Source organism: Streptomyces sp. NPDC086787 (assembly GCF_044745865.1).
Lineage (GTDB): Bacteria > Actinomycetota > Actinomycetes > Streptomycetales > Streptomycetaceae > Streptomyces.
In genome coordinates this window covers 249254-272161 of the sequence record NZ_JBIVBC010000001.1, presented here as the reverse complement: position 1 = coordinate 272161, position 22908 = coordinate 249254, and the positions used below count along the sequence as shown (strand labels likewise).

General features: G+C 71.4%; 17 protein-coding genes and 1 pseudogene. 8 read left to right on the top strand and 10 right to left on the bottom strand.

Annotated features, from left to right (window positions below):
- Positions 1 to 3 precede the first annotated feature (3 nt).
- Positions 4 to 960 carry a deoxyribose-phosphate aldolase gene (locus ACIPK3_RS01225; protein WP_402565490.1) on the bottom strand — a complete coding sequence of 319 codons (957 nt, stop codon included), beginning with the start codon at positions 958 to 960 and terminating at the stop codon, positions 4 to 6.
- Positions 957 to 1907, bottom strand: coding sequence for a 5-dehydro-2-deoxygluconokinase (gene iolC / locus ACIPK3_RS01220; RefSeq protein WP_402565488.1), 951 nt, complete (start codon positions 1905 to 1907; stop codon positions 957 to 959). The genes ACIPK3_RS01225 and iolC overlap by 4 nt, the downstream gene beginning before the upstream one ends.
- 267 nt (positions 1908 to 2174) lie before the next feature.
- Here iolC and ACIPK3_RS01215 point away from each other — a divergent pair, with 267 nt between their 5' ends.
- A complete protein-coding gene (locus tag ACIPK3_RS01215) occupies positions 2175 to 2381 on the top strand; it encodes a helix-turn-helix transcriptional regulator (protein ID WP_402565487.1) in 207 nt (68 codons plus the stop codon).
- A 124-nt stretch (positions 2382 to 2505) separates the two neighbouring features.
- Here ACIPK3_RS01215 and ACIPK3_RS01210 read toward each other — a convergent pair whose 3' ends face one another.
- Positions 2506 to 4779 (bottom strand): MMPL family transporter, encoded by a 2274-nt coding sequence (locus tag ACIPK3_RS01210; RefSeq protein ID WP_402565486.1) that lies wholly within the window; start codon positions 4777 to 4779, stop codon positions 2506 to 2508.
- A gap of 161 nt (positions 4780 to 4940) precedes the next feature.
- On the opposite strand from ACIPK3_RS01210, the gene ACIPK3_RS01205 reads away from it, so the two are divergent.
- From ACIPK3_RS01205 to ACIPK3_RS01195, 3 genes are all read left to right on the top strand, one after another.
- The gene (locus ACIPK3_RS01205; RefSeq protein WP_402565485.1) at positions 4941 to 5606 is read left to right on the top strand and encodes a TetR family transcriptional regulator; all 666 of its coding nucleotides are present in this window, start codon (positions 4941 to 4943) and stop codon (positions 5604 to 5606) included.
- Positions 5607 to 5865: 259 nt separating this feature from the next.
- Positions 5866 to 6105 carry a heavy-metal-associated domain-containing protein gene (locus ACIPK3_RS01200; protein ID WP_402565483.1) on the top strand — a complete coding sequence of 80 codons (240 nt, stop codon included), beginning with the start codon at positions 5866 to 5868 and terminating at the stop codon, positions 6103 to 6105.
- A 110-nt stretch (positions 6106 to 6215) separates the two neighbouring features.
- Positions 6216 to 8498, top strand: coding sequence for a heavy metal translocating P-type ATPase (locus tag ACIPK3_RS01195; protein WP_402565481.1), 2283 nt, complete (start codon positions 6216 to 6218; stop codon positions 8496 to 8498).
- Positions 8499 to 9159: 661 nt separating this feature from the next.
- Here ACIPK3_RS01195 and ACIPK3_RS01190 read toward each other — a convergent pair.
- Positions 9160 to 10449: a citrate synthase gene (locus ACIPK3_RS01190; RefSeq protein ID WP_402565480.1), complete on the bottom strand. Its 1290-nt coding sequence runs from the start codon at positions 10447 to 10449 to the stop codon at positions 9160 to 9162.
- A gap of 251 nt (positions 10450 to 10700) precedes the next feature.
- On the bottom strand, positions 10701 to 12971 hold the full coding sequence (locus ACIPK3_RS01185; RefSeq protein WP_402565479.1) for an ATP-dependent RecD-like DNA helicase: 2271 nt from the start codon (positions 12969 to 12971) through the stop codon (positions 10701 to 10703).
- Positions 12972 to 13264: 293 nt separating this feature from the next.
- On the opposite strand from ACIPK3_RS01185, the gene ACIPK3_RS01180 reads away from it, so the two are divergent.
- Both ACIPK3_RS01180 and ACIPK3_RS01175 read left to right on the top strand, forming a co-directional pair.
- Entirely contained in the window at positions 13265 to 14311 is a 1047-nt protein-coding gene (locus ACIPK3_RS01180; protein WP_402565477.1) for a LacI family DNA-binding transcriptional regulator, read from the top strand.
- A 54-nt stretch (positions 14312 to 14365) separates the two neighbouring features.
- On the top strand, positions 14366 to 15166 hold the full coding sequence (locus tag ACIPK3_RS01175) for a sugar phosphate isomerase/epimerase family protein (protein ID WP_402565475.1): 801 nt from the start codon (positions 14366 to 14368) through the stop codon (positions 15164 to 15166).
- Between the two features lie 13 nt (positions 15167 to 15179).
- Here the strand turns inward: ACIPK3_RS01175 and ACIPK3_RS01170 are convergent.
- A pseudogene (locus ACIPK3_RS01170) lies at positions 15180 to 16020 on the bottom strand (EamA family transporter); the annotation flags it as partial.
- Positions 16021 to 16107: 87 nt separating this feature from the next.
- Between ACIPK3_RS01170 and ACIPK3_RS01165 the strand changes: the two are divergent.
- Positions 16108 to 17097, top strand: coding sequence for a LysR family transcriptional regulator (locus ACIPK3_RS01165; RefSeq protein ID WP_402565473.1), 990 nt, complete (start codon positions 16108 to 16110; stop codon positions 17095 to 17097).
- A 7-nt stretch (positions 17098 to 17104) separates the two neighbouring features.
- Here the strand turns inward: ACIPK3_RS01165 and ACIPK3_RS01160 are convergent, their stop codons facing one another.
- Together ACIPK3_RS01160 and ACIPK3_RS01155 are read right to left on the bottom strand one after the other, a co-directional pair.
- Positions 17105 to 18361: an MFS transporter gene (locus ACIPK3_RS01160; RefSeq protein WP_402565471.1), complete on the bottom strand. Its 1257-nt coding sequence runs from the start codon at positions 18359 to 18361 to the stop codon at positions 17105 to 17107.
- Positions 18358 to 18897 (bottom strand): ArsR/SmtB family transcription factor, encoded by a 540-nt coding sequence (locus ACIPK3_RS01155; protein WP_402565469.1) that lies wholly within the window; start codon positions 18895 to 18897, stop codon positions 18358 to 18360. Before ACIPK3_RS01155 ends, ACIPK3_RS01160 begins: the two co-directional genes overlap by 4 nt.
- Positions 18898 to 19061: 164 nt before the next feature.
- On the opposite strand from ACIPK3_RS01155, the gene ACIPK3_RS01150 reads away from it, so the two are divergent.
- Positions 19062 to 20879: a glycoside hydrolase family 3 protein gene (locus tag ACIPK3_RS01150; protein WP_402565467.1), complete on the top strand. Its 1818-nt coding sequence runs from the start codon at positions 19062 to 19064 to the stop codon at positions 20877 to 20879.
- 80 nt (positions 20880 to 20959) lie between these two features.
- On the opposite strand, the gene ACIPK3_RS01145 is transcribed toward ACIPK3_RS01150, so the two are convergent.
- Both ACIPK3_RS01145 and ACIPK3_RS01140 read right to left on the bottom strand, forming a co-directional pair.
- A complete protein-coding gene (locus ACIPK3_RS01145) occupies positions 20960 to 22387 on the bottom strand; it encodes a S28 family serine protease (RefSeq protein ID WP_402565465.1) in 1428 nt (475 codons plus the stop codon).
- 85 nt (positions 22388 to 22472) lie between these two features.
- Entirely contained in the window at positions 22473 to 22862 is a 390-nt protein-coding gene (locus ACIPK3_RS01140; protein ID WP_402565464.1) for a hypothetical protein, read from the bottom strand.
- Between the last annotated feature and the right edge of the window lie 46 nt (positions 22863 to 22908).

Sequence of the window (22908 nt, the reverse complement as noted above, 5' to 3'; positions counted from 1 at the left end):
CCCTCACAGCAGTCCGACGGCGGTGTCCACGGCGGCGGCCACGTCGTCGTCCGCCGGGTACAGCAGTGAGCGGCCGACCACCAGGCCGCGCACGGTGGGGAGGTGCAGGGCGCCGCGCCACTTCTCGTAGGCCGCGTCCTGGTTCCCGGGCGAGTCCCCGACATCACCGCCGAGGAGTACGGCGGGGAGCGTCGAGGCCGCCATGACCTCGGCCATGTCGTCGGGGTTGTCGGTGACCGGCACCTTCAGCCAGGTGTAGGCCGAACTGCCGCCGAGACCGGAGGCGATGGCGATGGAACGGGTGACCGCTTCGGCGGACAGGTCGTTCATCACCTTCCCCTCGGGGGTCCGGCGGCTGATGAACGGCTCGACGAACACGGGCAGTCGGCGTGCGGCCATGTCGTCCACGGCGCGGGCGGCGGACTCCAGGGTGGCCAGGGAGCCCGGGTCGTCGTAGTCGATGCGCAACAGCAGTTTGCCCGCGTCGAAGCCGAGCCGCTCGATGTCCTCGGCGCGGTGGCCGGTGAACCGGTCGTCCAGTTCGTAGCGCGCGCCCTGGAGGCCGCCGCGGTTCATCGAGCCCATGACCACCTTGTGGTCGAGCGCGCCGAGCAGCAGCAGGTCGTCCAGGATGTCGGCGGTGGCGAGTACGCCGTCGACGCCGGGGCGGGACAGCGCCAGGCAGAGGCGTTCGAGGAGGTCGGCGCGGTTGGCCATGGCGAGCCTGCGGTCGCCGACCCCGAGGGCGCCGCGGGCCGGGTGGTCGGCGGCGACGATCATCAGGCGGCCGTCCTCGGCGAGCAGCGGCCTGCGCGGGCGGCGGGCGGCGGCCTCGGCGATCGCCTCGGGGTGGTGGGTGCGGGTGCGGACCAGGGCGGGGACGTCGACGCGCGGGTGCCCGACGCCGTCGTCGCCCGGCCCGCTGCCCCGGTGGGTGCCGCCCACCCGGCCGGCCCTCATCGCACCGCTCCGGCGGCGAGGGCGGCGGCCACCTCGTCCGGGGTGGGCATCGCGGAGGAGCATTCCAGCCGGGAGGCGACGATCGCGCCGGCCGCGTTGGCGTGCCGCATGATCTTCTCCAGGTCCCAGCCGGCCAGCAGGCCGTGGCACAGGGAGCCGCCGAAGGCGTCACCGGCGCCGAGGCCGTTGAGGACGTCGACCGGCAGCGGCGGCACCTCGGCCGACCCGCCCCGGCGGTCCAGGGCGAGCACTCCCGCGGGGCCCTGCTTGACGACGGCGAGTTCGACTCCGGTGTCCAGCAGCGCGCGGGCCGCGGCGTGGGGTTCACGGGTCCCGGTGGCGACCTCGACCTCGTCCAGGTTGCCGACGGCCACGGTGGCGTGCCGCAGGGCCTCGGCGTAGAAGGGGCGGGCCGCGTCGGGGTCGGCCCAGAACATGGGGCGCCAGTCGAGGTCGAAGACCGTCGTACCGGACTTGGCCCGGTGGGCCAGGGCGGCGAGGGTCGCCGTGCGGCTGGGCTCCTCGCTCAGGCCCGTGCCGGTGACCCAGAACGCGGCCGCCTCGCGGATGGCGCCGAGGTCCAGGTCACGGGCGTCGATCTCCAGGTCGGGCGCCTTGGGCTGCCGGTAGAAGTACAGCGGGAAGTCGTCCGGCGGGAAGACCTCGCAGAAGGTGACCGGGGTGGGCAGTCCGGGGACCGGGGTGACCCAGCGGTCGTCGACCCCGAAGCCGCGCAGGGCCTCGTGCAGATAGGCGCCGAAGGCGTCGTCCCCGGTGCGGGTGACGACCGCCGTGCGCCGGCCCAGGCGGGCCGCGGCGACGGCGACGTTGGTGGCGGACCCGCCGAGGAACTTGCCGAAGGACGACACCTGGGCGAGCGGGACACCGGTCTGGAGCGGATAGAGGTCCACTCCGATCCGCCCCATGGTGATCAGGTCGTACGCCATCGGCTTCCCTTCGTCACGGCTCTTCCCCGGTTTGTAGTCCTGTACCCGTAACCCTGTCAACATTTTGTCCGGACATTCGGACTAGATGCGGTGCCGGTTTGTGACGACTCCGTCACAAACGCCTCCCTCCCGTCACATACGTCACGTGTACGCGGTCCCTCGGTCACACCCGGGCGACAGCCACTTGCCCCCGCTCACTCTCCGTCGTTCACCGGACACAGACTTGGTGATCGCCAGCGCGGCGGCGCGCGCAGGGAGGTGCGGTTCATGACCGACCGAAGACTCTGGTCCTACAAGGAGATCGCGGCACACATCCGGGTCCAGCCCGACACCGTGCGGTCCTACCGCAAGCACGGGCTGCTTCCCCCGCCCGACCATGTGGAGGGCGGCAAGCCCTACTGGTACGCCGACACGGTCCGCACCTGGGTCGCCTCCCGGCCGGGCAACCGGGGGCGGGGGCGGGAGCGCCCCTGAGACGGGAGCCCGGGCGGGACAACTGCCCCCGGATCGCGCCCGGATCGCCCCCCGGCTCGGACGCGGATGCACGGGCCGTTCACACCGGCCCGTGCATCACACTGATTCCGCTCCGTGCAACGACCTAGCTGTGCGCCGCCGCCTTGTCGCGGGCGTGGTCGTCGGCTACGGCCGGGGACGACTCGCCCTCGGTCAGGCCGAATCGGCGGTGGAAGCGGCGCAGTGGGGCGGGGGCCCACCAAGTGGCGCGGCCGGTGAGGCGCATGATGGCCGGGACCAGGAGGCTGCGGACGACCATCGCGTCCATGATGGTGGCCAGCGCGATGCCGAGGCCTAGCATCTTGGTGCTGGTGACCCGCGAGTTGCCTATCGCGACCATGACGACGGCGAGGATGACGGCCGCCGCGGTGATCAGTCCGCCCGTGCGCTGCAGCCCGTGGCGGACCGCCTCGTTGTGGTCGCCCGTGCGGTCGTACTCCTCCTTGATGCGGGAGAGGAGGAAGACGCCGTAGTCCATGGAGAGGCCGAAGGCGACGCAGAACATCAGGACGGGCAGGGTGGTCTCGATGGAGCCGGAGCTGGTGAAGTCGAGCGGTCCGGAGAGGTGGCCGTCCTGGAAGACCCAGACCACCGCACCGAACATCGCCGTCAGGCTGAGCGCGTTGAGGACCACGGCCTGGAGCGGTATCAGCACGCTGCCGGTGAGCAGGAAGACCAGGAGCAGGGTGACGATCGCGATGAACGCGACCGCCCACGGCAGGCGTTCGCCTATCGCGTGCTTGGAGTCGACCAGGACGGCTGCCGTGCCGGTCACCTTGGTGTCGAACGGCGCGTCCAGCGCGCGGAGTTCACTCACCAGGTTCTGGGCCTCGTCACCCACGGCCTCGCCCTTCGGCAGAACCGTGAAGTACGCCGACTCGCCGCGCACCAGCGGGCCGTCGACCTGGGCGGCCTCGGGCAGCGCTGCCAAACGCTGTCGATAGGCGGCGTACTGCGCCTTGGTCGCCTTGCCCTCCGCCAGGATTTCGAGGCCGCCACCGGGGCTGCCCGGGAAGCCGTCCCGGATGTGCTGCTGCACTACGCGTGACTCGGCGCCGGAGGGCAGCTGGCGGTCGTCCGCCGTGCCGAACCTCACGCCCAGGAAGGGCAGTCCGAGGACGATCAGGAGTGCCGTGGTGCCGATCGCGAAGAGCGGGGCGCGGCGCATCACCAGGGCCGCCGTGCGCGCCCAGGCGGTGCCCTCCTGGCTGGAGTCGCCGGAGTCGGCGGAGTCCCGGGACGGCTCGCCGCGGCGCCGCAGTCGGCGCACGTCAAGGGCGTTCACCCGGTGGCCGAGCAGGACGAGAGCGGCCGGGAGCAGGATCAGGGCTGCCGCGGCGGCCAGCAGTACGACGGCTATGCCCGCGTAGGCGAAGGAGCGCAGGAAGTACTGCGGGAAGACCAGCATCGCCGCCAGGGACACGGCGACCGTGAGGGCGGAGAAGAGCACGGTGCGGCCTGCCGTGCGCAGTGTGCCGGCGACGGCCCGAACGGCGTCCGCCCTGTTCGAACCCGGCTGGGAGCCCGCGGACGGGGCGGTGCCCGCGGACAGTTCCTCGCGGAAGCGGCGGACGATGAAGAGGGCGTAGTCGATGGCGAGGCCGAGGCCCATGGCCGTGGTGAGGTTCAGCGCGAAGACGGAGACGTCGGTGAACTCCGTCAGGCCGCGCAGTACGGCGTCGGTGCCGAGGATGGCCACGATGCCGATTCCGAGGGGCAGCAGGGCCGCGACGGCGCTGCCGAAGACCATCACCAGCAGTACGAGCGTCACCGGAAGCGCGATCAGTTCGGCCTTGGTCAGGTCCTCCTTGATGATCGTCTGCATGTCGTGCCGGACTGCCACGATGCCACCGACCTTCACCCGCACCGGACCCTGCGCCCCTCGGTAGTGCGGCGCCATGCGGTCCAGCGTCTCGCCCATCGTCTTCTCGTCGCCCGTGATGCGGGCGGCGATCAGCGCCTCGTGGCCGTCCTTCGCGCGCAGGGCGGGAGCCGCCTGGGGGGCGGCCTGCCAGTAGGAGCCGACACCCACCACGCCCTTCTCGCGGGACAGGCGCTCAGCGAGGCTGCGCGCGCGGGCGGCGACCGCCGGGTCGTCGACGGTGGCCCAGCCGGAGTCGACGAGCAGCAGGAGGTTGGGCTGGGAGTCCGGGAACTCGCGCTCCAACGCCTTGGTCGCATAGGTGGAGTCGGCGGCCGGGTCCTCCCAGCCGCCGCTGCCGAGGCGGTCGGCGACGTCGCTGCCGGCCAGCACGGCGAGCACGGTGAGCACCAGGGCGGCGAGCAGCGACAGCCGCGGCCGGGCGGTCACGAAGCGGGTCCACCCTCCGACCCGGAGTGGCCTGTTGACTTCGGTCATCGCGCGATGTCCCCTTCACACCTGACCCGTGCCACAAGCAGGCAGGCAGCATGGATCAGCCATTGCCATAGACTGACAAACACGAGAGATCGCTCGCGTTTCACCAGAATGCGAGTGGTCGCTCGCGTTTGTCAACCGCCCTCGGAAGCTGGGGATGACACGTGCCCGAAACGCCCGGGAAGGAACAGCCGCGCCGCCGCCAGGCCCGCGGCGAACGTCGCATCGCACAGCTGCTGGAGGCCGCGGCCACCGTCTTCTGCGCGACCGGCTACACGGCGGCCAGCACCAACGCCATCGCCCGCGAGGCGGGCGTCTCCCCGGGCACGCTCTACCAGTTCTTCCCGAACAAGGAGGCGCTCGCGATCGAGCTGGGCGACCGGCTCATGCACGAGATGCGCGAGACCTACGGCGAGGCGCTCGCACCGGTCGACCCGGCCACACCGCTGCACGAGGCCGTCTCCGCGGCCGTCGACCGCTTCATCGCCTTCAACACCGAGCACCCCGTCTTCTTCGCACTGATGCACGGCCCCGACATCCCCGGCCGGATCGCGGAGGAGCACGACGCGCTGCACGCCGCCCTGATCGCCCGCATCGAGGAGCTGCTCGCCTCGGTCCTCCCGGACACGCCCGGCACCGAGGTCACCCGCACGGCACAGGTCTGCCTCGGCATCTACAAGGCGGGACTGGAGCTGGTCCTCATCCACGAGGGCGCCGAGCGCGCGGCGTACATCCAGGAGATAAAGCACGTCCTCATCCGCTACCTGGAGCCGTTGGTCGGGGACCGGCTCGGCGAGATCCAGCTCACGGGCGGCGACCGCCAGGGCTAGGACCGCCCGCAGCCGGGGTCCCATCGCCCCCCCGGCGCACTCCGCCCACCCCTCGCATCTCTCGCACCTCTCCCCGCTGCATCTCACGCACCACTCCCCTCTCTCGCACCCCGCGCGCCTCTCGTCCGAACGGCGGCTTCCGGCCCGTCGCCACGGCCGGCATCCCTTGGATGAATACCCCCTAGGGGTATAGTGTGAAGAGATGCGGTGCCCCACCGTGGGTCCCGCAGGCCCCACACGCCTCGACGAGGAGAACCACATGACCGCCCAGATCGACACCGCGGGCTCCGTCACCACCGTCTTCAAGGTGAGCGGGATGAGCTGCGGGCACTGCGAGGGTTCCGTGTCCGGCGAGATCGCCGAGATCCCCGGCGTCGGCTCGGTGCAGGCCGTCGCGTCCACCGGCGAGGTCACCGTGGTCTCGGCCGCCCCGCTCGACGAGGAGGCCGTCCGCGCCGCCGTCGACGAGGCCGGCTTCGAGCTCGTCGGGCGGGCCTGAGCCCGGCGCCCGGCACGCCGGGCGGGGCCACCACCCAATTCCCCGACCAGGTCGCGCCGACCAGCTCATACTGACTCCGCGCGGTCCGGTCCGATGTCTGGAGTCCGGACATGACCAGCACCACCGCACAGACGCCGGCAGCGGCACCCATAGCGGCCGAGACCTCCGAGGTCGAACTGTTGATCGGCGGCATGACCTGTGCCTCCTGCGCCTCCCGGGTCGAGCGCAAGCTCAACCGGCTGGACGGCGTCACCGCCACGGTGAACTTCGCGACGGAGAAGGCGAAGGTCTCGTACCCGCACGGCGTCGCCGTCTCCGACCTGATCGCCACCGTCGTGAAGACCGGCTACACGGCCGAGGAACCCCCGCCGCCGCAGCCCGAACCGGCCGAACGGCCCGAAGCCGACGCCGACGCGGCAGCACGGGGACACGACGCCGCGGACCCCGAACTCACCGCACTGCGCCAGCGTCTGCTGGTCACCGCGCTCCTCGCCGTCCCGGTCGTGCTGCTGTCCATGGTCCCGGCGCTCCAGTTCGACAACTGGCAGTGGCTCGCGCTCACCCTCGCGGCACCGGCCGTAGTCTGGGGCGGGCTGCCCTTCCACCGGGCCGCGTGGACCAACGCCCGGCACGGCGCCGCGACCATGGACACGCTGGTCTCGGTGGGCACGCTGGCCGCCTTCGGCTGGTCGCTGTGGGCGCTGTTCCTCGGCGACGCGGGCATGCCCGGGATGCACGACGAGTTCCGGTTCACCGTCTCGCGCATGGACGGCGCGTCCACGATCTATCTGGAGGTCGCCGCCGGAGTGGTGGCCCTGATCCTCCTGGGCCGCTATCTGGAGGCCCGCTCCAAGCGGCGTGCCGGGGCCGCGCTGCGCGCGCTGATGGAGCTCGGCGCCAAGGACGTCGCCGTCCTGCGGGACGGCCGTGAGGTGCGGGTGCCGGTGGCCTCGCTGGTCGTCGGGGACCGGTTCGTCGTACGGCCCGGCGAGAAGATCGCCACCGACGGCACCGTGGTCGAGGGGGTCTCCGCGGTCGACGCGTCCATGCTGACCGGGGAGTCCGTGCCGGTGGACGTGGCGCCCGGCTCCGCCGTGACCGGCGCGACCGTCAACGCCGGGGGCCGGCTGGTCGTCGAGGCGACCCGGGTCGGCGCGGACACCCAGCTCGCCCGGATGGCCAAGCTGGTGGAGGACGCGCAGAACGGCAAGGCCGAGGTGCAGCGGCTGGCCGACCGGGTCTCGGCGGTGTTCGTGCCCGTGGTCATCCTCATCGCCCTGGGCACGTTCGGCGTGTGGCTCGCCGTCACCGGCGACAGCGTGGCCGCCTTCACCGCCGCCGTCGCCGTACTGATCATCGCCTGCCCGTGCGCGCTGGGCCTCGCCACGCCCACCGCGCTGATGGTCGGCACGGGCCGGGGCGCGCAGCTCGGCATCCTCATCAAGGGTCCGGAGGTCCTGGAGTCCACGCGCCGCGTCGACACGGTCGTCCTCGACAAGACCGGCACGGTCACCACCGGCCGGATGACCCTCCAGGAGGTCCACGCAGCCGAGGACACCGACACGGAGGAGCTGCTGCGGCTCGCGGGCGCCCTGGAGCACGCCTCCGAGCATCCGGTCGCCCGGGCGGTCGCCGCCGGTGCCGAGGAGCGGGTCGGCCCGCTGCCGGACGTCGAGCGCTTCGAGAATGTGCCCGGGCGGGGCGTACGCGGGCGTGTGGCGGGCCGCGAGGTGGCCGTGGGGCGGCTGTTCGACGTGCTCCCGGAGGAGTTGGCCCGCGCCCGGCAGGAGGCCGAGAGCCGCGGTTTCACGGCCGTTGTGGCCGGCTGGGACGGTCGGGCGCGCGGCGTCCTCGCCGTGGCCGACACCGTCAAGGAGACCAGTGCCGAAGCGGTGGCCGCGCTGCGCGGGCTCGGGCTCACGCCGGTGCTGCTGACCGGGGACAACCGGGCGGCGGCCGAGACAGTGGCGGGTGCCGTGGGGATCGACGAGGTGATCGCCGAGGTGCTGCCCGAGGACAAGGTCGACGTCGTACGGCGATTGCAGCGCGAGGGGCGGACCGTGGCGATGGTCGGTGACGGCGTGAACGACGCGGCCGCGCTGGCCGCCGCCGATCTCGGCCTCGCGATGGGGACGGGGACGGACGCGGCGATCGAGGCGGGCGATCTGACGCTGGTGCGCGGGGATCTGCGGGTGGCCGCGGACGCGATCCGGCTCGCCCGGCGGACGCTGGCCACGATCAAGGGCAACCTGGTGTGGGCCTTCGGGTACAACGTGGCAGCGCTGCCGCTGGCCGCGGCCGGGCTGCTGAACCCGATGATCGCGGGGGCGGCGATGGCCTTCTCCTCCGTGTTCGTGGTGACGAACAGTCTGCGGCTGCGAACGTTCCGCTGAAGTCACGGCAGTACTTCGCGGTAGATCTCGGAGTCCCCCTGGAGTCCAACGCGCGCCTCACATAAGCTCTTCACAAGGCTCGCGCATCATCCTTACGCCTGGGGGTCGATCACGCTATCGACGCTCTTGCGCATCTAACGGACATATGCAAGAGACGCAGATCACAGTGATGTGAACGTAACCATCGAAGGGGTTCGAAGGTCTAAGTTGGCGGTGTCAGACAGCGTCTTGGGGGGCGCCGGCTGACATCTGGGGATGTCTTGGGGGACCTCCTCAGAGATGCGTTGCCGGGGCGCGTACTTCGGGAAGCTTTGAGCGGCCCTCCCGATCGGTACGGGTCCCGGCAGGTCGCACCGCATCACTGAAGCACGACGGAGTGCGGCGGGCTCTGCCCGCCGCACTCACGACAGCGATTCAGGCGCTGTCCTCTCAGGCGCCCGGCCGGATCCCGTGGGGGGAATCCGCACCGGGACACGGGAAGGCGCCCTGGTCGTCGGCCCGTGGGGGGACTGACGCACCGGGGCGCCTTCTGCTGTGCCCGGCCAGGACAAGTCGGCCAGGACAAGTCTTCTGCCGCACCCGGCCAAGACAAAAGGCGCCCGGCCGTCCCCGCCCCGACAGGGCGACGGACGATCGGGCGCCTGTGGCCGGACCGGAGCTGTCAGCGCTCCTCGACCGGCACGAAGTCGCGCTCGACCACGCCGGTGTAGATCTGGCGCGGGCGGCCGATGCGGGAGCCGGGCTCCTTGATCATCTCGTGCCACTGGGCGATCCAGCCCGGGAGGCGCCCCAGGGCGAAGAGGACCGTGAACATCTCGGTCGGGAAGCCCATGGCCCGGTAGATCAGGCCGGTGTAGAAGTCGACGTTCGGGTAGAGGCTGCGCGAGACGAAGTAGTCGTCGGAGAGCGCGTGCTCCTCCAGCTTCAGGGCGATGTCCAGCAGCTCGTCGGACTTGCCGAGGGCCGACAGGACGTCGTGCGCGGCGGCCTTGATGATCTTGGCGCGCGGGTCGAAGTTCTTGTAGACCCGGTGGCCGAAGCCCATCAGGCGGACGCCGTCCTCCTTGTTCTTCACCTTGCGGATGAAGCTGTCGACGTCACCGCCCGCGTCCCGGATGCCTTCCAGCATCTCCAGCACGGACTGGTTGGCGCCGCCGTGCAGCGGACCCCACAGCGCGTTGATGCCGGCCGAGATCGACGCGAACATGTTGGCCTGCGACGAGCCCACCAGGCGGACCGTGGAGGTCGAGCAGTTCTGCTCGTGGTCGGCGTGCAGGATGAGCAGCTTGTCGAGGGCGGAGACCACGGTCGGGTCGAGGTCGTACTCCTGCGCCGGGACCGAGAAGGTCATGCGGAGGAAGTTCTCGACGTAGCCGAGGTCGTTGCGCGGGTAGACGAACGGGTGACCGATCGACTTCTTGTACGCGTAGGCCGCGATCGTCGGAAGCTTGGCGAGCAGCCGGATCGTGGAGAGGTTGCGCTGCTTCTCGTCGAACGGGTTGTGGCTGTCCTGGTAGAACGTGGACAGCGCCGAGACGACCGACGACAGCATGGCCATCGGGTGGGCGTCGCGCGGGAAGCCCCGATAGAAGTTCTTGACATCCTCGTGCAGCAGGGTGTGCTGCGTGATCTCGTTCTGGAACGAGGTCAGTTCGTCGACCGTCGGCAGCTCGCCGTTGATCAGCAGGTACGCCACCTCAAGGAAGGTGGAGCGCTCCGCCAGCTGCTCGATCGGGTAGCCGCGGTAGCGGAGGATGCCCGCCTCGCCGTCGAGGTAGGTGATGGCGGATTTGTACGCGGCCGTATTGCCGTACCCGCTGTCCAGGGTCACCAGACCGGTCTGGGCGCGGAGCTTCCCGATGTCGAAGCCCTTGTCGCCGACGGTGCTGTCGATCACCGGGTAGGTGTACTCGCCGTCGCCGTACCGCAGTACTACAGAGTTGTCGCTCACGTCTTCCCTCACCGACGTAGTGCCTCATCTTCGAGGTGCCCTGACTGTCTCTACCATCCCCCATTTGGCTCAGGAGAGTGCACTCGGGGTCGACCATTAGGCCCATCGGCGGCACTCAGTGCCGCCAACCTGCTCATCCTGCCCGGTTGTCCCCCCATCTGGAAGTGCTCTGTGACCTTCACGACTCATTTGATCGATCATTTTTTTGGATCACACTCCGGCAGAGCCCCAGGAGCCCGGAATCGGAGCTCTCAGCGCCCGAAATCGCCCCGGTCGAGCCTGAAGTCCAGCGCAGTGCAGCGCCGTCCCGCCGACACCGTGCGCACCGCCTGACCGATCGCCCTGCGCGAGCCGACGAGGACGACGAGCTGCTTGGCGCGGGTGACCGCCGTGTAGAGCAGGTTCCGCTGGAGCATCATCCACGCCCCGGTGGTGACCGGGATCACCACGGCGGGATATTCACTGCCCTGCGAGCGGTGGATGGTCACCGCGTAGGCGTGCGCCAGTTCGTCCAGTTCGTCGAACTCGTACGGCACTTCCTCGTCCTCGTCCGTCAGGACCGTCAGGCGCTGTTCCACGGGGTCGAGCGAGGTGACCACACCGACGGTGCCGTTGAAGACGCCGTTCTCACCCTTCTCGTAGTTGTTGCGGATCTGGGTGACCTTGTCGCCGACGCGGAAGACCCGGCCGCCGAACCGCTTCTCCGGCAGGTCGGGGCGGCCGGGGGTGATGACCTGCTGGAGCAGACCGTTCAGGGTGCCCGCGCCGGCCGGGCCGCGGTGCATGGGCGCGAGCACCTGCACATCCCGGCGCGGGTCGAGCCCGAAGCGGGCCGGGACACGGCGGGCGGCCACGTCCACGGTGAGGCGGCCGGTCTCCTCCGTGTCGTCCTCGACGAACAGGAAGAAGTCCTTCATCCCGTCGGTGAGCGGATGCTGCCCCGCGTTGATCCGGTGCGCGTTCGTCACCACCCCCGACTGCTGTGCCTGCCGGAAGACCCGGGTGAGGCGGACCGACGGGATCGGGCTGCCGTCGGCCAGCAGGTCCCGGAGCACCTCCCCCGCGCCGACGCTGGGCAACTGGTCCACGTCGCCCACGAACAGCAGATGGGCGCCCGGAGCCACCGCCTTGACCAGCTTGTTGGCGAGCAGCAGATCCAGCATGGACGCCTCGTCCACGACGACCAGGTCGGCGTCCAGCGGGCGGTCCCGGTCGTACGCCGCGTCACCGCCCGGCTTGAGTTCGAGAAGCCGGTGGACGGTGGACGCCTCGGCGCCGGTCAGTTCGGAAAGACGCTTGGCGGCACGGCCGGTGGGCGCGGCGAGCACGACCTTCGCCTTCCTGGCACGGGCCAGCTCCACGATCGAGCGGACCGTGAAGGACTTGCCGCAGCCGGGGCCGCCGGTGAGGACGGCGACCTTCTCGGTCAGCGCCAGCCTGACCGCCGCCTCCTGCTCGGGCGCGAGGTCGGCGCCGGTCTGCCGCTCGAGCCAGCCCAGCGCCTTGTCCCAGGCCACGTCCCTGAAGCCGGGCATGCGGTCCTCGCCGGTGCGCAGCAGCCGCAGCAGCTGGGCGGAGAGGGAGAGTTCGGCACGGTGGAAGGGGACGAGGTAGACGGCGGTGACGGGGTCGCCGCCGTCGCCGTCGGGTCCGGGGACCTTCTCCCGTACGACACCGGGTTCGGATCCGTCCTCGGCGGGTTCCGCCAGTTCGGCGAGGCACTCGATGACCAGCCCGGTGTCGACCTGGAGCAGCTTCACCGCGTCGGCGATGAGCCGTTCCTCGGGCAGGAAGCAGTGCCCCTGGTCGGCGGACTGGGAGAGCGCGTACTGAAGTCCGGCCTTGACCCGGTCGGGGCTGTCGTGCGGGATGCCGACGGACTGGGCGATCTTGTCGGCGGTGAGGAAGCCGATGCCCCAGACGTCGGAGGCCAGCCGGTACGGCTGGTTCTTCACGACCGAGATCGAGGCGTCGCCGTACTTCTTGTAGATGCGCACGGCGATGGACGTGGAGACCTCCACCGTCTGGAGGAAGAGCATGACCTCCTTGATCGCCTTCTGCTCCTCCCAGGCGTCCGCGATCCGCGCGGTGCGCTTGGGGCCGAGGCCGGGGACCTCGACGAGGCGCTTCGGCTCCTCCTCGATGATCCGCAGGGTGTCCAGGCCGAAGTGCTGGGTGATCCGGTCGGCGAAGACCGGTCCGATGCCCTTGACCAGTCCGGATCCCAGATAGCGGCGGATGCCCTGGACGGTGGCGGGCAGCACGGTGGTGTAGTTCTCGACGGTGAACTGCTTGCCGTACTGCGGGTGTGAGCCCCAGCGGCCCTCCATCCGCAGCGACTCCCCCACCTGGGCGCCGAGCAGCGCGCCGACGACGGTGAGCAGGTCTCCGGCGCCCCGGCCGGTGTCGACCCGGGCGACCGTGTAGCCGTTCTCCTCGTTCGCGTACGTGATGCGTTCGAGTACGCCTTCGAGGGTGGCGAGCCGTCGTTCGCCCGGGGGGTTCCCCGCCTGGTTGGACATGGTCCGACGGTACCGCCGGGGGCTGACAGCGACCGGCCCCGGACAGCTTCGAGGGGGCCCGGTCCGCGGACCGAGCCCCCTCTGCTTCTCCCCTCCGTGCCAGAACCCCCCGAATCCCCCCCGGAATTCCCCTCCAGGGCCCTGACTCCGAATACGACACGTCTGGCGGCAGAAGGGTTGCACGGGAATCCCGACTTTTTTCCGCCGCCGCCGTTTTCGGGCCGTAGTGTCTGCTCACCGTGTCCTGTGCGCGGGCTGTGGACGACGTCGAAGCGTGACCGGAGGACGACGACATGACGGTGACCCTGGCGGACGTGGCGGCTCGCGCCCAGGTCTCGCCCGCGACGGTGTCGCGCGTGCTGAACGGCAACTACCCGGTGGCCACCGCCACGCGCGAGCGGGTGCTGCGGGCAGTGGACGAACTGGACTACGTCCTCAACGGCCCGGCGAGCGCACTGGCCGCGGCGACCTCGGATCTCGTGGGCATCCTCGTCGACGACATCGCGGACCCCTTCTTCGGAGTCATGGCGAGCGCCATCCAGCACGAGATCGGCGGCCCCGGCGGCCGCGCGGGCGGGGAGCGGCTCGCCGTCGTCTGCAACACCGGGGGTGCGCCCGCGCGTGAACTGACCTATCTGACCCTGCTGCAGCGGCAGCGCGCCGCGGCCGTGATCATGACGGGCGCGGTCGCGGAGGACGAGACGCACACCGCGGCCGTGTGCGCCAAGATCCGGAAGCTGACGGAGGCCGGCACCCGGGTGGTGCTGTGCGGACGCCCGCCGGCCACCGGCACCGGGGCGGTCACCCTCGCCTTCGACAACCTGGGCGGCGCCCGGCGGCTGACGGAGCATCTGCTCGGCCTCGGCCATCGCCGGCTCGGCTACATCGCGGGCCCCGGGGAGTGGACCGCCACCCGGCACCGGCTGGCGGGACACCGGGCGGCGCTCGGCGCGGCGGATGTGGCGGAGGACCCGCGCTGGACCGTGCACGGCGGCTGCGACCGACGGTCGGGCTACGACGCGGCCCGGGAACTGCTGCTCCGGGATCCGTCCCTGACCGCGGTGGTGGCCGCGAACGACTCCCTCGCGCTGGGCGCCTGTGCCGCCCTTCGCGACCTGGGCCTGCGCATTCCCGAGGACGTCTCGGTGGCCGGCTTCGACGACCTGCCCTTCAGCCTCGACGTCGTACCGTCCCTCACCACCGTACGGCTGCCGCTGGCCGAGGCCGGAGCACGGGCCGGCCGTATCGCGACGGGCCGTGAGGAGCCGCCGCCCGGCGGGCTCGCGACGGTGCGCGGGGAACTGATGGCGCGCGGCTCCTCCGGGGTGCCGCGTCCCTGAAACGTGAACGTGTACCGCTCCGTCCCGGGCGGGTGACGAGTAGGGTCCGTAGACATGAAGCTCGCCTTCTCCACCCTCGGTGTCCCCGGCCTGCCCGTACCGGAGGTCCTGGCGCTCGCCGCCGAGCACGGCTACCACGGCGTCGAGTTGCGCGCCCATCCGAAGGAGCCGGTCCATCCCGGGCTCGGGGCGGCGGAACGGGCGGATGTGGCGGCCGCGTTCCGGGCGGCGGGAACCGAGATCGTGGGGCTCGCCTCGGACACACGGGTCGCGGCGCCGGGCGACGACGCCCCGGTGCTCGACGAGTTGGGTGCCCTTCTCGGCCTGGCGCACGATCTGGGCGCCCCCTTCCTACGGGTCTTCCCCGGCGCCGCCCCCGGCCAGTCCCGGGACGAGGCCGACGCCGTCGCCGCCCGCCGGCTGGGCACCGCCGCCGAGCAGGCGTCCGCGCTCGATGTGCGGATCCTTCTCGAGACCCATGACTCGCACCCCACCGGCGCCGACGTGATCCGTGTCCTCGGCCCGGTCGGGCACCGTCAGGTCGGCGCGGTGTGGGACGTGATGCACACCTGGCTGGGTGGTGAGCAGCCCTCGGAGAGCTACGCGGCGCTCTCCCCCTTCCTCGGATACGTCCGGGTCAAGGACATCGCGTCGGCCGACGACACCGCCCCGCTGCCGCTCGGCGCGGGCGTGCTGCCGCTCACCGAGTGCGTGGACGTGCTCTCCCGGCAGGGCTGGGAGGGCTGGCTGTGCTGGGAGTACGAGAGGCGCCCGGCCGAGTCGTCGCCGTCGCTCGCGGAACTGCTGGACGCCGGCCGGGACCACCTGGGACGGCTGCTCAGCGACGCCGCCTGAGGAGCGCGCGCGAACGACGTCAGCGCCACCCCGCCGACCAGCAGTACGGCGGCGCACCAGCGCAGCGCGCTGATCGGCTCGCCGAGGAACAGCGCCGCCGACGACATCCCGAAGACCGGGACCAGAAGGGAGAAGGGGGCCACGGTGGACGCGGGGTGACGGCGCAGCAGCCAGCCCCACGCGCCGAAGCCGAACACCGTGGAGACCCAGGCGACGAACACCAGCGCGCCCGCGCCCTGCCAGTCCAGGCCGCGCAGCGCGTCGTAGTCGGCGCCCGGCCCCTCCAGCAGCAGCGACAGTCCCAGCAGTGGCAGCACCGGGACCGTGCTCACCCACACCATGAAGTTCAGCGCGTCCGGCGGCGCCGCCTTGCGGGTGAGGACGTTGGAGACGCCCCAGCAGGCGGCTCCCGCGACGACGAGCGCGAAGGCGACCAGCGGACCCGAGGTTCCCTCGTCCACCGCCGCGACACCGATGCCGCCCAGCGCCACCAGCATGCCCAGGAGCTTCACGGGGGTGGGGCGTTCGTCGAGCACCACGGCGGCGAGGACCGCCGTGAACACCGCCTGGATCTGGAGCACCAGCGACGAGAGTCCGGCCGGCATTCCCGCGTCCATGCCGACGAAGAGCAGCCCGAACTTGGCGACCCCCAGCGTCAGTCCCACCGCGCAGATCCACTTCCACGCGGTCTTCGGGCGGCCCACGAAGAAGACCGCGGGCATCGCCGCCACCAGAAAGCGCAGTGCCGAGAAGAGCAGGGGCGGGAAGTGGCCGAGGCCGATCTCGATGACGGTGAAGTTGACGCCCCAGACAGCGGCGACGAGCACGCCGAGGGCAAGGTGGGAAGGTCGCATACATCGAGCATCAGGTCCCGGGACCGTGAAGCACCAGCGAATCTCTCTGCATGGTTGGATGAAGCAACGCTAATCGTTGGAGGGGTCGTGCTCGATCTACAGCGTCTCCGCGCCCTGCACGCGGTCTCCGTCCACGGCACCGTCGGCGCCGCGGCCGCCGCGCTCGGATACACCCCGTCGGCCGTGTCGCAGCAGATCGCCAAGCTGGAACGGGAGACCAGGACCGTGCTCCTGGAACGCGAGGGGCGCGGGGTGCGGCTCACCCCCGAGGCGCACCGGCTCGCCGCCACCGCACGGGAGTTGCTGGCCATCGTGGAGCGGGCCGAGACCGAGCTGGAGGAGCGGCGCGGGGTGCCCGCCGGGCGGCTGTCCGTCGCCGCGTTCGCGTCGGCCATGCGCGGGCTGATGCCCTCCGTGACGGCCGGACTGGCGCACCGTCATCCCGCGCTCGACGTCAGGCTCACCGAGGTCGACCCGGACCTCTCCGTCGACCTGGTCGCCAAGGGCGCCGTCGACCTCGCCGTCGCCCACGACTGGGACATCGCGCCACTGCCCGCTCCGGCCGGCCTGGAACACGCGGTCATCGGCGACGACCTGTGCGATCTGCTGGTGCCCGAGGGGCATCCGTTCGCCGGGCGTACGGCGGTACGGCGGGAGGACCTGGGCGGTGAGCGGTGGATCTGCCAGCCGCCCGGCCGGGTCTGCCACGACTGGCTGGTGCGCACCCTGCGCACGGCCGGACACGAGCCGGACATCGTCCACCAGGCCGAGGAGAACCCGACGCTGGTCGCACTGGTCGGCGCGGGTCTGGGCGTCGCCCTGATCCCACGGCTCGGCCGCGGACCGCTGCCCGAGGGGGTGGTGGAGGTACCGCTCGACCCCATGCCGGTACGGCGGCTGTACGCCGTGTGGCGCACCGGGGCCGCCCGGCGTCCGGCGATCGCGGAGACCGTACGGGCGCTGCGGGAACACTGGCCCCGGGTGTCGGCCCACGCGTCCCCGGATCGTCGGCACCGATCGGTTCACGAAATCTCGTGCGACTTTCCTGTGCCGCTGCCGAAGCACACCGGGACGTGACAAGGCTCTAAGCGGCAAGCTCCTGAACATCGGCCGGGGCGGCGGCACGCAGCGCCGCCTCGACCCGGCGGTTGCTGGTCATGGTCGCGGTGATGGCGGTCATGGCGAGGAGGAGGCCGGCGGCGGTGTAGAGCGGGGTGCGTACGCCGTAGGTGGTGGCCAGCCAGCCGCCGAGGAAGGCGCCGAACGGGGCGGCGCACATGGCGAGCATGCGGGAGGTGGAGGCGACCCGGCCCATCAGGTGGGCGGGGACGATCGCCTGCCGGAGGGAGGGCGCGAGCACCATCGTGGCGCCCATGCCCGCTCCGCAGACGGCGAGCGCGAGGCCGGCGACATAGGGGTTCGGGGCGGCGGCAAGGCCCAGAACGGCGAGTCCCTCGACTGCGGCCGTGCAGGTCAGCGCGGTGCCGGTGCCGAGTCGCCGGCCGAGAAAGGAGGCGATGCCCGCGCCGAGCAGACCGCCGGTGGCCTCCGCCGTGAGGAGCAGGCCGAAGCCGAAGGTGCCGACGCCGAGACGGTCGTGGGCGAAGAGGGCGAGTACGGTCTCCACGGCGATGAAGGCGATGTTCCCGACCGCCGGACGCAGCGCGAGGCCGAGCAGCAGCTGATCCCGGAAGACGTAGGAGGCGCCGGCCCGTGCCTGCCGCAGCAGCGACTCACGGGCCTGCGGTGCGGGCCGGGGTGCGGCGGGGAGTGACCGTACGAGCAGTGCGGAGAGCGCGAACGACACCGCGTCGGCGATCAGCGGGACCGCCCGTCCGAGCGCGAGCAGGGCGCTGCCCGCGGGAGGCCCGGCGAAGCCGGACGCGGCGGTCTGGGTGCCGCGCAGACGGGAGTTGGCGCGCTCCAGGAGTGCGGGGTCGCGGTGGAGCAGATCCGGCAGGTAGGCCGTGGCGGCCGTGTCGAAGAAGAGTCCGCCGAGACCGAGGAGGAAGGCGAGGGCCGCGAGCAGTGGAATGCTCAGCACGTCGAGTGCGGCCGCCGCCGCCGGTATCGCGAGCAGCGCCGCACGCGCCGCGTCCGTGATCCACATCGTGCGCCGGCGGTCCCAGCGGTCCACCAGCGCACCGCCGAGCACCCCGAAGAGCAGCCACGGCAGGGTTCCGGCGGCCGTGACGACGGCGAGCGCCATCGGGTCCCGTGTCAACGTCAGGGCGAGCAGCGGCAGTGCGGCGTGTGTCACCCCGTCGCCGAGCGAGGACACCGTCTGCGCGGTCCACAGCCGTCCGAACCCGGCCGGCAACTTGCGGATGTCCGAGTTCACTTGGCGTCCCCTTCGGCCTGCTTGCGCGATGTCGGGTGGAACAGTGCGAAGACGAGTGACGCGTCCGGGAGCGAGGGATCGGACAGCTCCCGGTACTCGTCCGCCAGTGCCTGCAGCCGCGCCCCCAGCTCCGCGAACTGCTCCTCGGTGAGCCGCAGATGCGCCATCCGCACATGCCGTTCGGCATCCGCCGGCGCTGCCTCCAGGTCGGCCACCGCATGCCGCATCAGCATGTCCGGCCCGCCCTCGCCCGGATCCGGCAGCACGATCGACCGCGCGGCCATCGCGTAGTACCGCTCGGTGACCCCACGGACCTTCCGCGTCCGTACCACCTTCACCAGGCCGGCCCGTTCGAGCAGCCGTACGTGGTAGCTGGAACTCCCCTTCGCGAGGCCCACCCGCTCGGCGATCTGCGTGATCGTCGCGGGCTCGAAGCGGAGCACGGCCATGATCCGGTGACGCGTGAGATTGGAGACGGCGCGCAACTGCTCGTCGGTGGTGACGTGAAACGTCTCGGGAAGATCATCGGTAGGCATGAGAGAAATGGTCAACGATTCTTGACCATTGCGCAAGGGGGTTTCCGCATCTCAACCGCCCCGCGCGTTTCCTTGACCGATACGGACCTTCGGGATATTGCTGGCATCACGGATGTTTCCTTCAGCGGATCACCTCCGGCCTCCGGCCTCCGGAAGGAGCGCGCGTGCCCTCCAGACGTACCGTCCTCGCCGCCACCGCGGGGGTCACCGCGACCCTGGCGATCGGCGCCGACGCCAACGCCGGTGCCACGGACGACAAGTCGCTCGGTGCTCTGGTCTCCCGGATGACGCCGCAGGAGAAGGTCGGGCAGCTCTTCGTGGCGCGGGTCCACGGCCATTCCGCCACCGCCCCCGACCAGGCCGACATCGACGCCAACCTCCAGGACTCCGGGGTGCGTACGGCCGCCGAGCTGATCGCCCGGTACCGCGTCGGCGGCGTCATCTACTTCGCCGTCACCCACAACACCCGCGACCCCCACCAGATCGCCGACCTGTCCAACGGCATCCAGCGGGCCTCGCTCGCACTGCCGCGCGGGCTGCCCCTGCTCATCGCCACCGACCAGGAGCACGGGATCGTCTGCCGCGTCGGCAGACCCGCCACGCTCCTCCCGGGCGCCATGGCCGTCGGCGCGGGCGGGTCACGGACCGACGCCCGCACCCTCGCCCTTGTCTCCGGCACCGAACTGCGGGCCGTCGGCATCAACCAGGACTACTCCCCCGACGCCGACGTGAACGTCAACCCGGCCAACCCGGTCATCGGGGTGCGGTCCTTCGGCGCGGACCCGGACGCGGTCGCCTCCCTGGTGGCGGCCGAGGTGACGGGGTACCGGTCGGCCGGGGTCGCGGCCACCGCCAAGCACTTCCCGGGGCACGGCGACACCACCGTCGACAGCCACCACGGCTTCCCGGTCATCACGCACAGCCGGGAGCTGTGGGAGCGGCTGGACGCGGTGCCCTTCCGGGCGGCGATCGACGCCGGGGTCGACTCCGTCATGACCGCGCACATCCAGTTCCCCGCGCTCGACCCCTCGGGCGACCCGGCCACCCTCTCCCGCCCCATCGTCACCGGCATCCTCCGCGAGGAACTGGGCTACGACGGGGTGGTGGTCACCGACTCGCTCGCCATGCAGGGCGTGCGGACGAAGTACGGGGACGACCGGGTGCCGGTGCTCGCCCTCAAGGCGGGCGTCGACCAGTTGCTCGACCCGCCCGACCTCGGTGTCGCCTGGAACGCCGTCCTGAAGGCGGTGGAGGACGGTGAGCTGACCGAGGCGCGGCTCGACGAGTCGGTGCTGCGGATCCTGCGGCTGAAGGCGCGGCTCGGGATCCTCGACCATCCCTATGTGGACCCGGCCGGCATCGAGGGCTCGGTCGGCACCGCGGCCCACCTCGCGGAGGCCGACCGGATCGCCGACCGGACCACGACCCTGCTGGCCAACACGGGCGGAGTGCTTCCGCTGTCCCACCGCACCCACCCGCGGATCCTGGTCGTCGGCGCCGACCCGGCCTCCCCGTCCGGCACCACCGGCCCGCCCGTCCGGGTGCTCGCCGCCGCCCTCACCGAACTGGGCTTCACGGCCACCGCCCGGACGACGGGCATGACTCCCTCCGCGGCGGTCGTCACCGAGGCGGTCGCGGCGGCGCGGGACGTGGACGCGGTGGTCGTGGCGACGTACAACGTCACCGCGTCGAGCGAGCAGCGGACTCTCGCGGAACGGCTGGTGGAGACGGGACGGCCGGTGGTCGCGGTCGCCGTGCGCAACCCCTACGACGTGGCACACCTGCCCACGGTCCAGGGCTGCCTCGCCGCCTACTCCTGGACCGACGTCGAACTGCGCGCCGCAGCCCGGGTCATCGCGGGCCGGGTGAGCCCCCGGGGCAGACTGCCGGTACCGGTGACGCGGGCGGACGATCCGGCGCGGGTGCTGTACCCCGTCGGGCACGGCCTGTCGTACCCCGCGTCCACCACGAACCGGACCTGACCGCCCGGCCCACGGATGAGGGGCCGGGCGGCACACGGTTACTGGCTACGGGTTACCGGTATCCGGCTCCCGGCTTCCGGTCACGGGCGCAGTGCGGGCTCGCGCTCCACGTCCCGGGCGTCCAGCCTCGCGTCGTGGCGGGCGAGGGGCTTGGCGGCGGACGGGTCGGCCAGGACCGCCGGGGAGGCGACTCCGGCCCACTCCAGGATGCGGGCCGTGGCCAGAGCCTTCTCGTCGGGTACCAGACCGGCCACGTTCGCGCCGTGGTTCATGCCGGGTGCCGTGAAGACGTACGCGTCGCGGGCGCCGGTGCCGGGCCGGAAACGTTCCGAGCCCCAGGGGTCGTTCTGGCCGTAGACGAAGAGCATGTGCCGGGCGTGGTGGCGGACCCAGCTGTCGACGTCCCGCATGACGCCGGACTGCCAGCGCATCGGGATGGCGGCCGGCACGAAGTTCCGGGGCGGCTGGTAGCCGTAGCGGATGAGTTTCTTCTCGATGTACGGGAAGCGGATCGTGGGCGCGCCGAGCTGGGTGCCCGCCTGGTAGTAGTACGGGGTGTACTGCTCCAGTCCCTGGTCGGCGTAGGCGGAGAAGCCGGAGATGTCGTCGACGGAGCTCCAGATCGCGTCGTCGGTGGCGGTCGCCGCGTCGGCGGGGACGGTGCCGCAGTTCTGGAGCAGGTTGTACTGCCAGAAGCCCCAGACGTAGTCGAGTACGACGGCTTCGTAGGCGCGGTCGATGCCGCCGACGGTGGTGAAGGTCAGGCCGTTCTCGGTGGCGTAGGCCGCGTACTTCTTCTCCAGGGACTCCCGGCGCACCAGCGCCTCCCGCTGGACGGCGTTCAGCCGGTCGCGGCACTCCTTGGTGCCGACGGTGGCGAAGAAGCGGTCGTAGGCGGAGTCCTCGTCGTTGCGCACGTCGTTGGGGGCGACGTAGGCGACCACGCCGTCCATGTCACGGGGGTAGAAGCGCTCGTAGTACGTGGCCGTCATACCGCCCTTGGAGCCGCCGGTGGCGAGCCAGTTGTGCGGGTAGACCTGCTTGAGGGCCTTGAAGACGCGGTGCTGGTCGCTCGCGGCCTGCCAGATGTCGAGCTTGGTCCAGTCGGCCGGGGCCGGGCGGGACGGGGTGAAGAAGCGGTACTCCAGGGAGACCTGGTTGCCGTCCACGATCTGGGTGGGCTCGCGGCGGCCGGGGGTCGTGGAGACGTTGTAGCCGCTGGTGTAGAAGACCGTGGGGCGGCTGACGTCCTTGTGCAGCACGGTGATCCGCTGCTGGAACGTGCCCTTGGACGGGTGCCGGTGGTCGATCGGCTGGGTGTAGTTCAGCACGAAGAAGCGGTAGCCGGTGTAGGGCTTCTCCTCGACCAGGGACATGCCCGGTATGGCCAGGAGTCGGTCCTTTATGTCCTGCGGCTGGGCGGCGGTGGCCGCCCCCGCCGTGGCCGCCGTGCTCAGCGTGCCTATGAGCACGGTGAGCGCGAGCAGCCATCTGAGCGCCTTGCGCATGCACAACTCCCCTGTGAGACAGATGTGCGCCGGAAGCTATCGGAGCAACACCTGTAGCACCAGGGGTTGTTGAGACGTCAGTGGGTCAGTTCAGGAACCAGCCGGAACTCATCGTGGCACCGCTCACCGAGCCCTTCACCAGCACCAGGCGGTGACCGGCGTAGACCTTCACCGGGCCCGCACGGTAGGCGAACTGCCCCGAGTCGACGACCGGCCGGTTGCCGCGGGCCTGCACGCTGACCGACATGGCGCGCCGGGCGCCGGGCTTCTTGGGCAGGGTGACGGCGCAGACGTAGCCGTTGTCGCGGTAGATCTGCACGGTACCGGCGGAGAAGGACAGGGATTTCACCTTGCGCCCCGCGCACTGGCTGTCGGCCGCCTGGGCGCTGCCCGGCGTCAGGAGTGCGAGCACCCCGGACACGGCCAGCGCGGCCGTACCGAGCGCGAAGCGTCGGCGTATCGCATCACTGTCCACTGTCGTCCCTCCTGTACTGCGGCTCCGCATCACCTTCGAACGTACT

What these genes read in the sequence shown, in the direction of transcription:
- ACIPK3_RS01155 (WP_402565469.1), bottom strand. Translation starts at nt 18,897, where the DNA reads ATGCCTACCGATGATCTTCCCGAGACGTTTCACGTCACCACCGACGAG.
- ACIPK3_RS01195 (WP_402565481.1), top strand. Translation starts at nt 6,216, where the DNA reads ATGACCAGCACCACCGCACAGACGCCGGCAGCGGCACCCATAGCGGCC.
- ACIPK3_RS01200 (WP_402565483.1), top strand. Translation starts at nt 5,866, where the DNA reads ATGACCGCCCAGATCGACACCGCGGGCTCCGTCACCACCGTCTTCAAG.
- iolC (WP_402565488.1), bottom strand. Translation starts at nt 1,907, where the DNA reads ATGGCGTACGACCTGATCACCATGGGGCGGATCGGAGTGGACCTCTAT.
- ACIPK3_RS01175 (WP_402565475.1), top strand. Translation starts at nt 14,366, where the DNA reads ATGAAGCTCGCCTTCTCCACCCTCGGTGTCCCCGGCCTGCCCGTACCG.
- ACIPK3_RS01180 (WP_402565477.1), top strand. Translation starts at nt 13,265, where the DNA reads ATGACGGTGACCCTGGCGGACGTGGCGGCTCGCGCCCAGGTCTCGCCC.
- ACIPK3_RS01215 (WP_402565487.1), top strand. Translation starts at nt 2,175, where the DNA reads ATGACCGACCGAAGACTCTGGTCCTACAAGGAGATCGCGGCACACATC.
- ACIPK3_RS01185 (WP_402565479.1), bottom strand. Translation starts at nt 12,971, where the DNA reads ATGTCCAACCAGGCGGGGAACCCCCCGGGCGAACGACGGCTCGCCACC.
- ACIPK3_RS01225 (WP_402565490.1), bottom strand. Translation starts at nt 960, where the DNA reads ATGAGGGCCGGCCGGGTGGGCGGCACCCACCGGGGCAGCGGGCCGGGC.
- ACIPK3_RS01210 (WP_402565486.1), bottom strand. Translation starts at nt 4,779, where the DNA reads ATGACCGAAGTCAACAGGCCACTCCGGGTCGGAGGGTGGACCCGCTTC.
- ACIPK3_RS01145 (WP_402565465.1), bottom strand. Translation starts at nt 22,387, where the DNA reads ATGCGCAAGGCGCTCAGATGGCTGCTCGCGCTCACCGTGCTCATAGGC.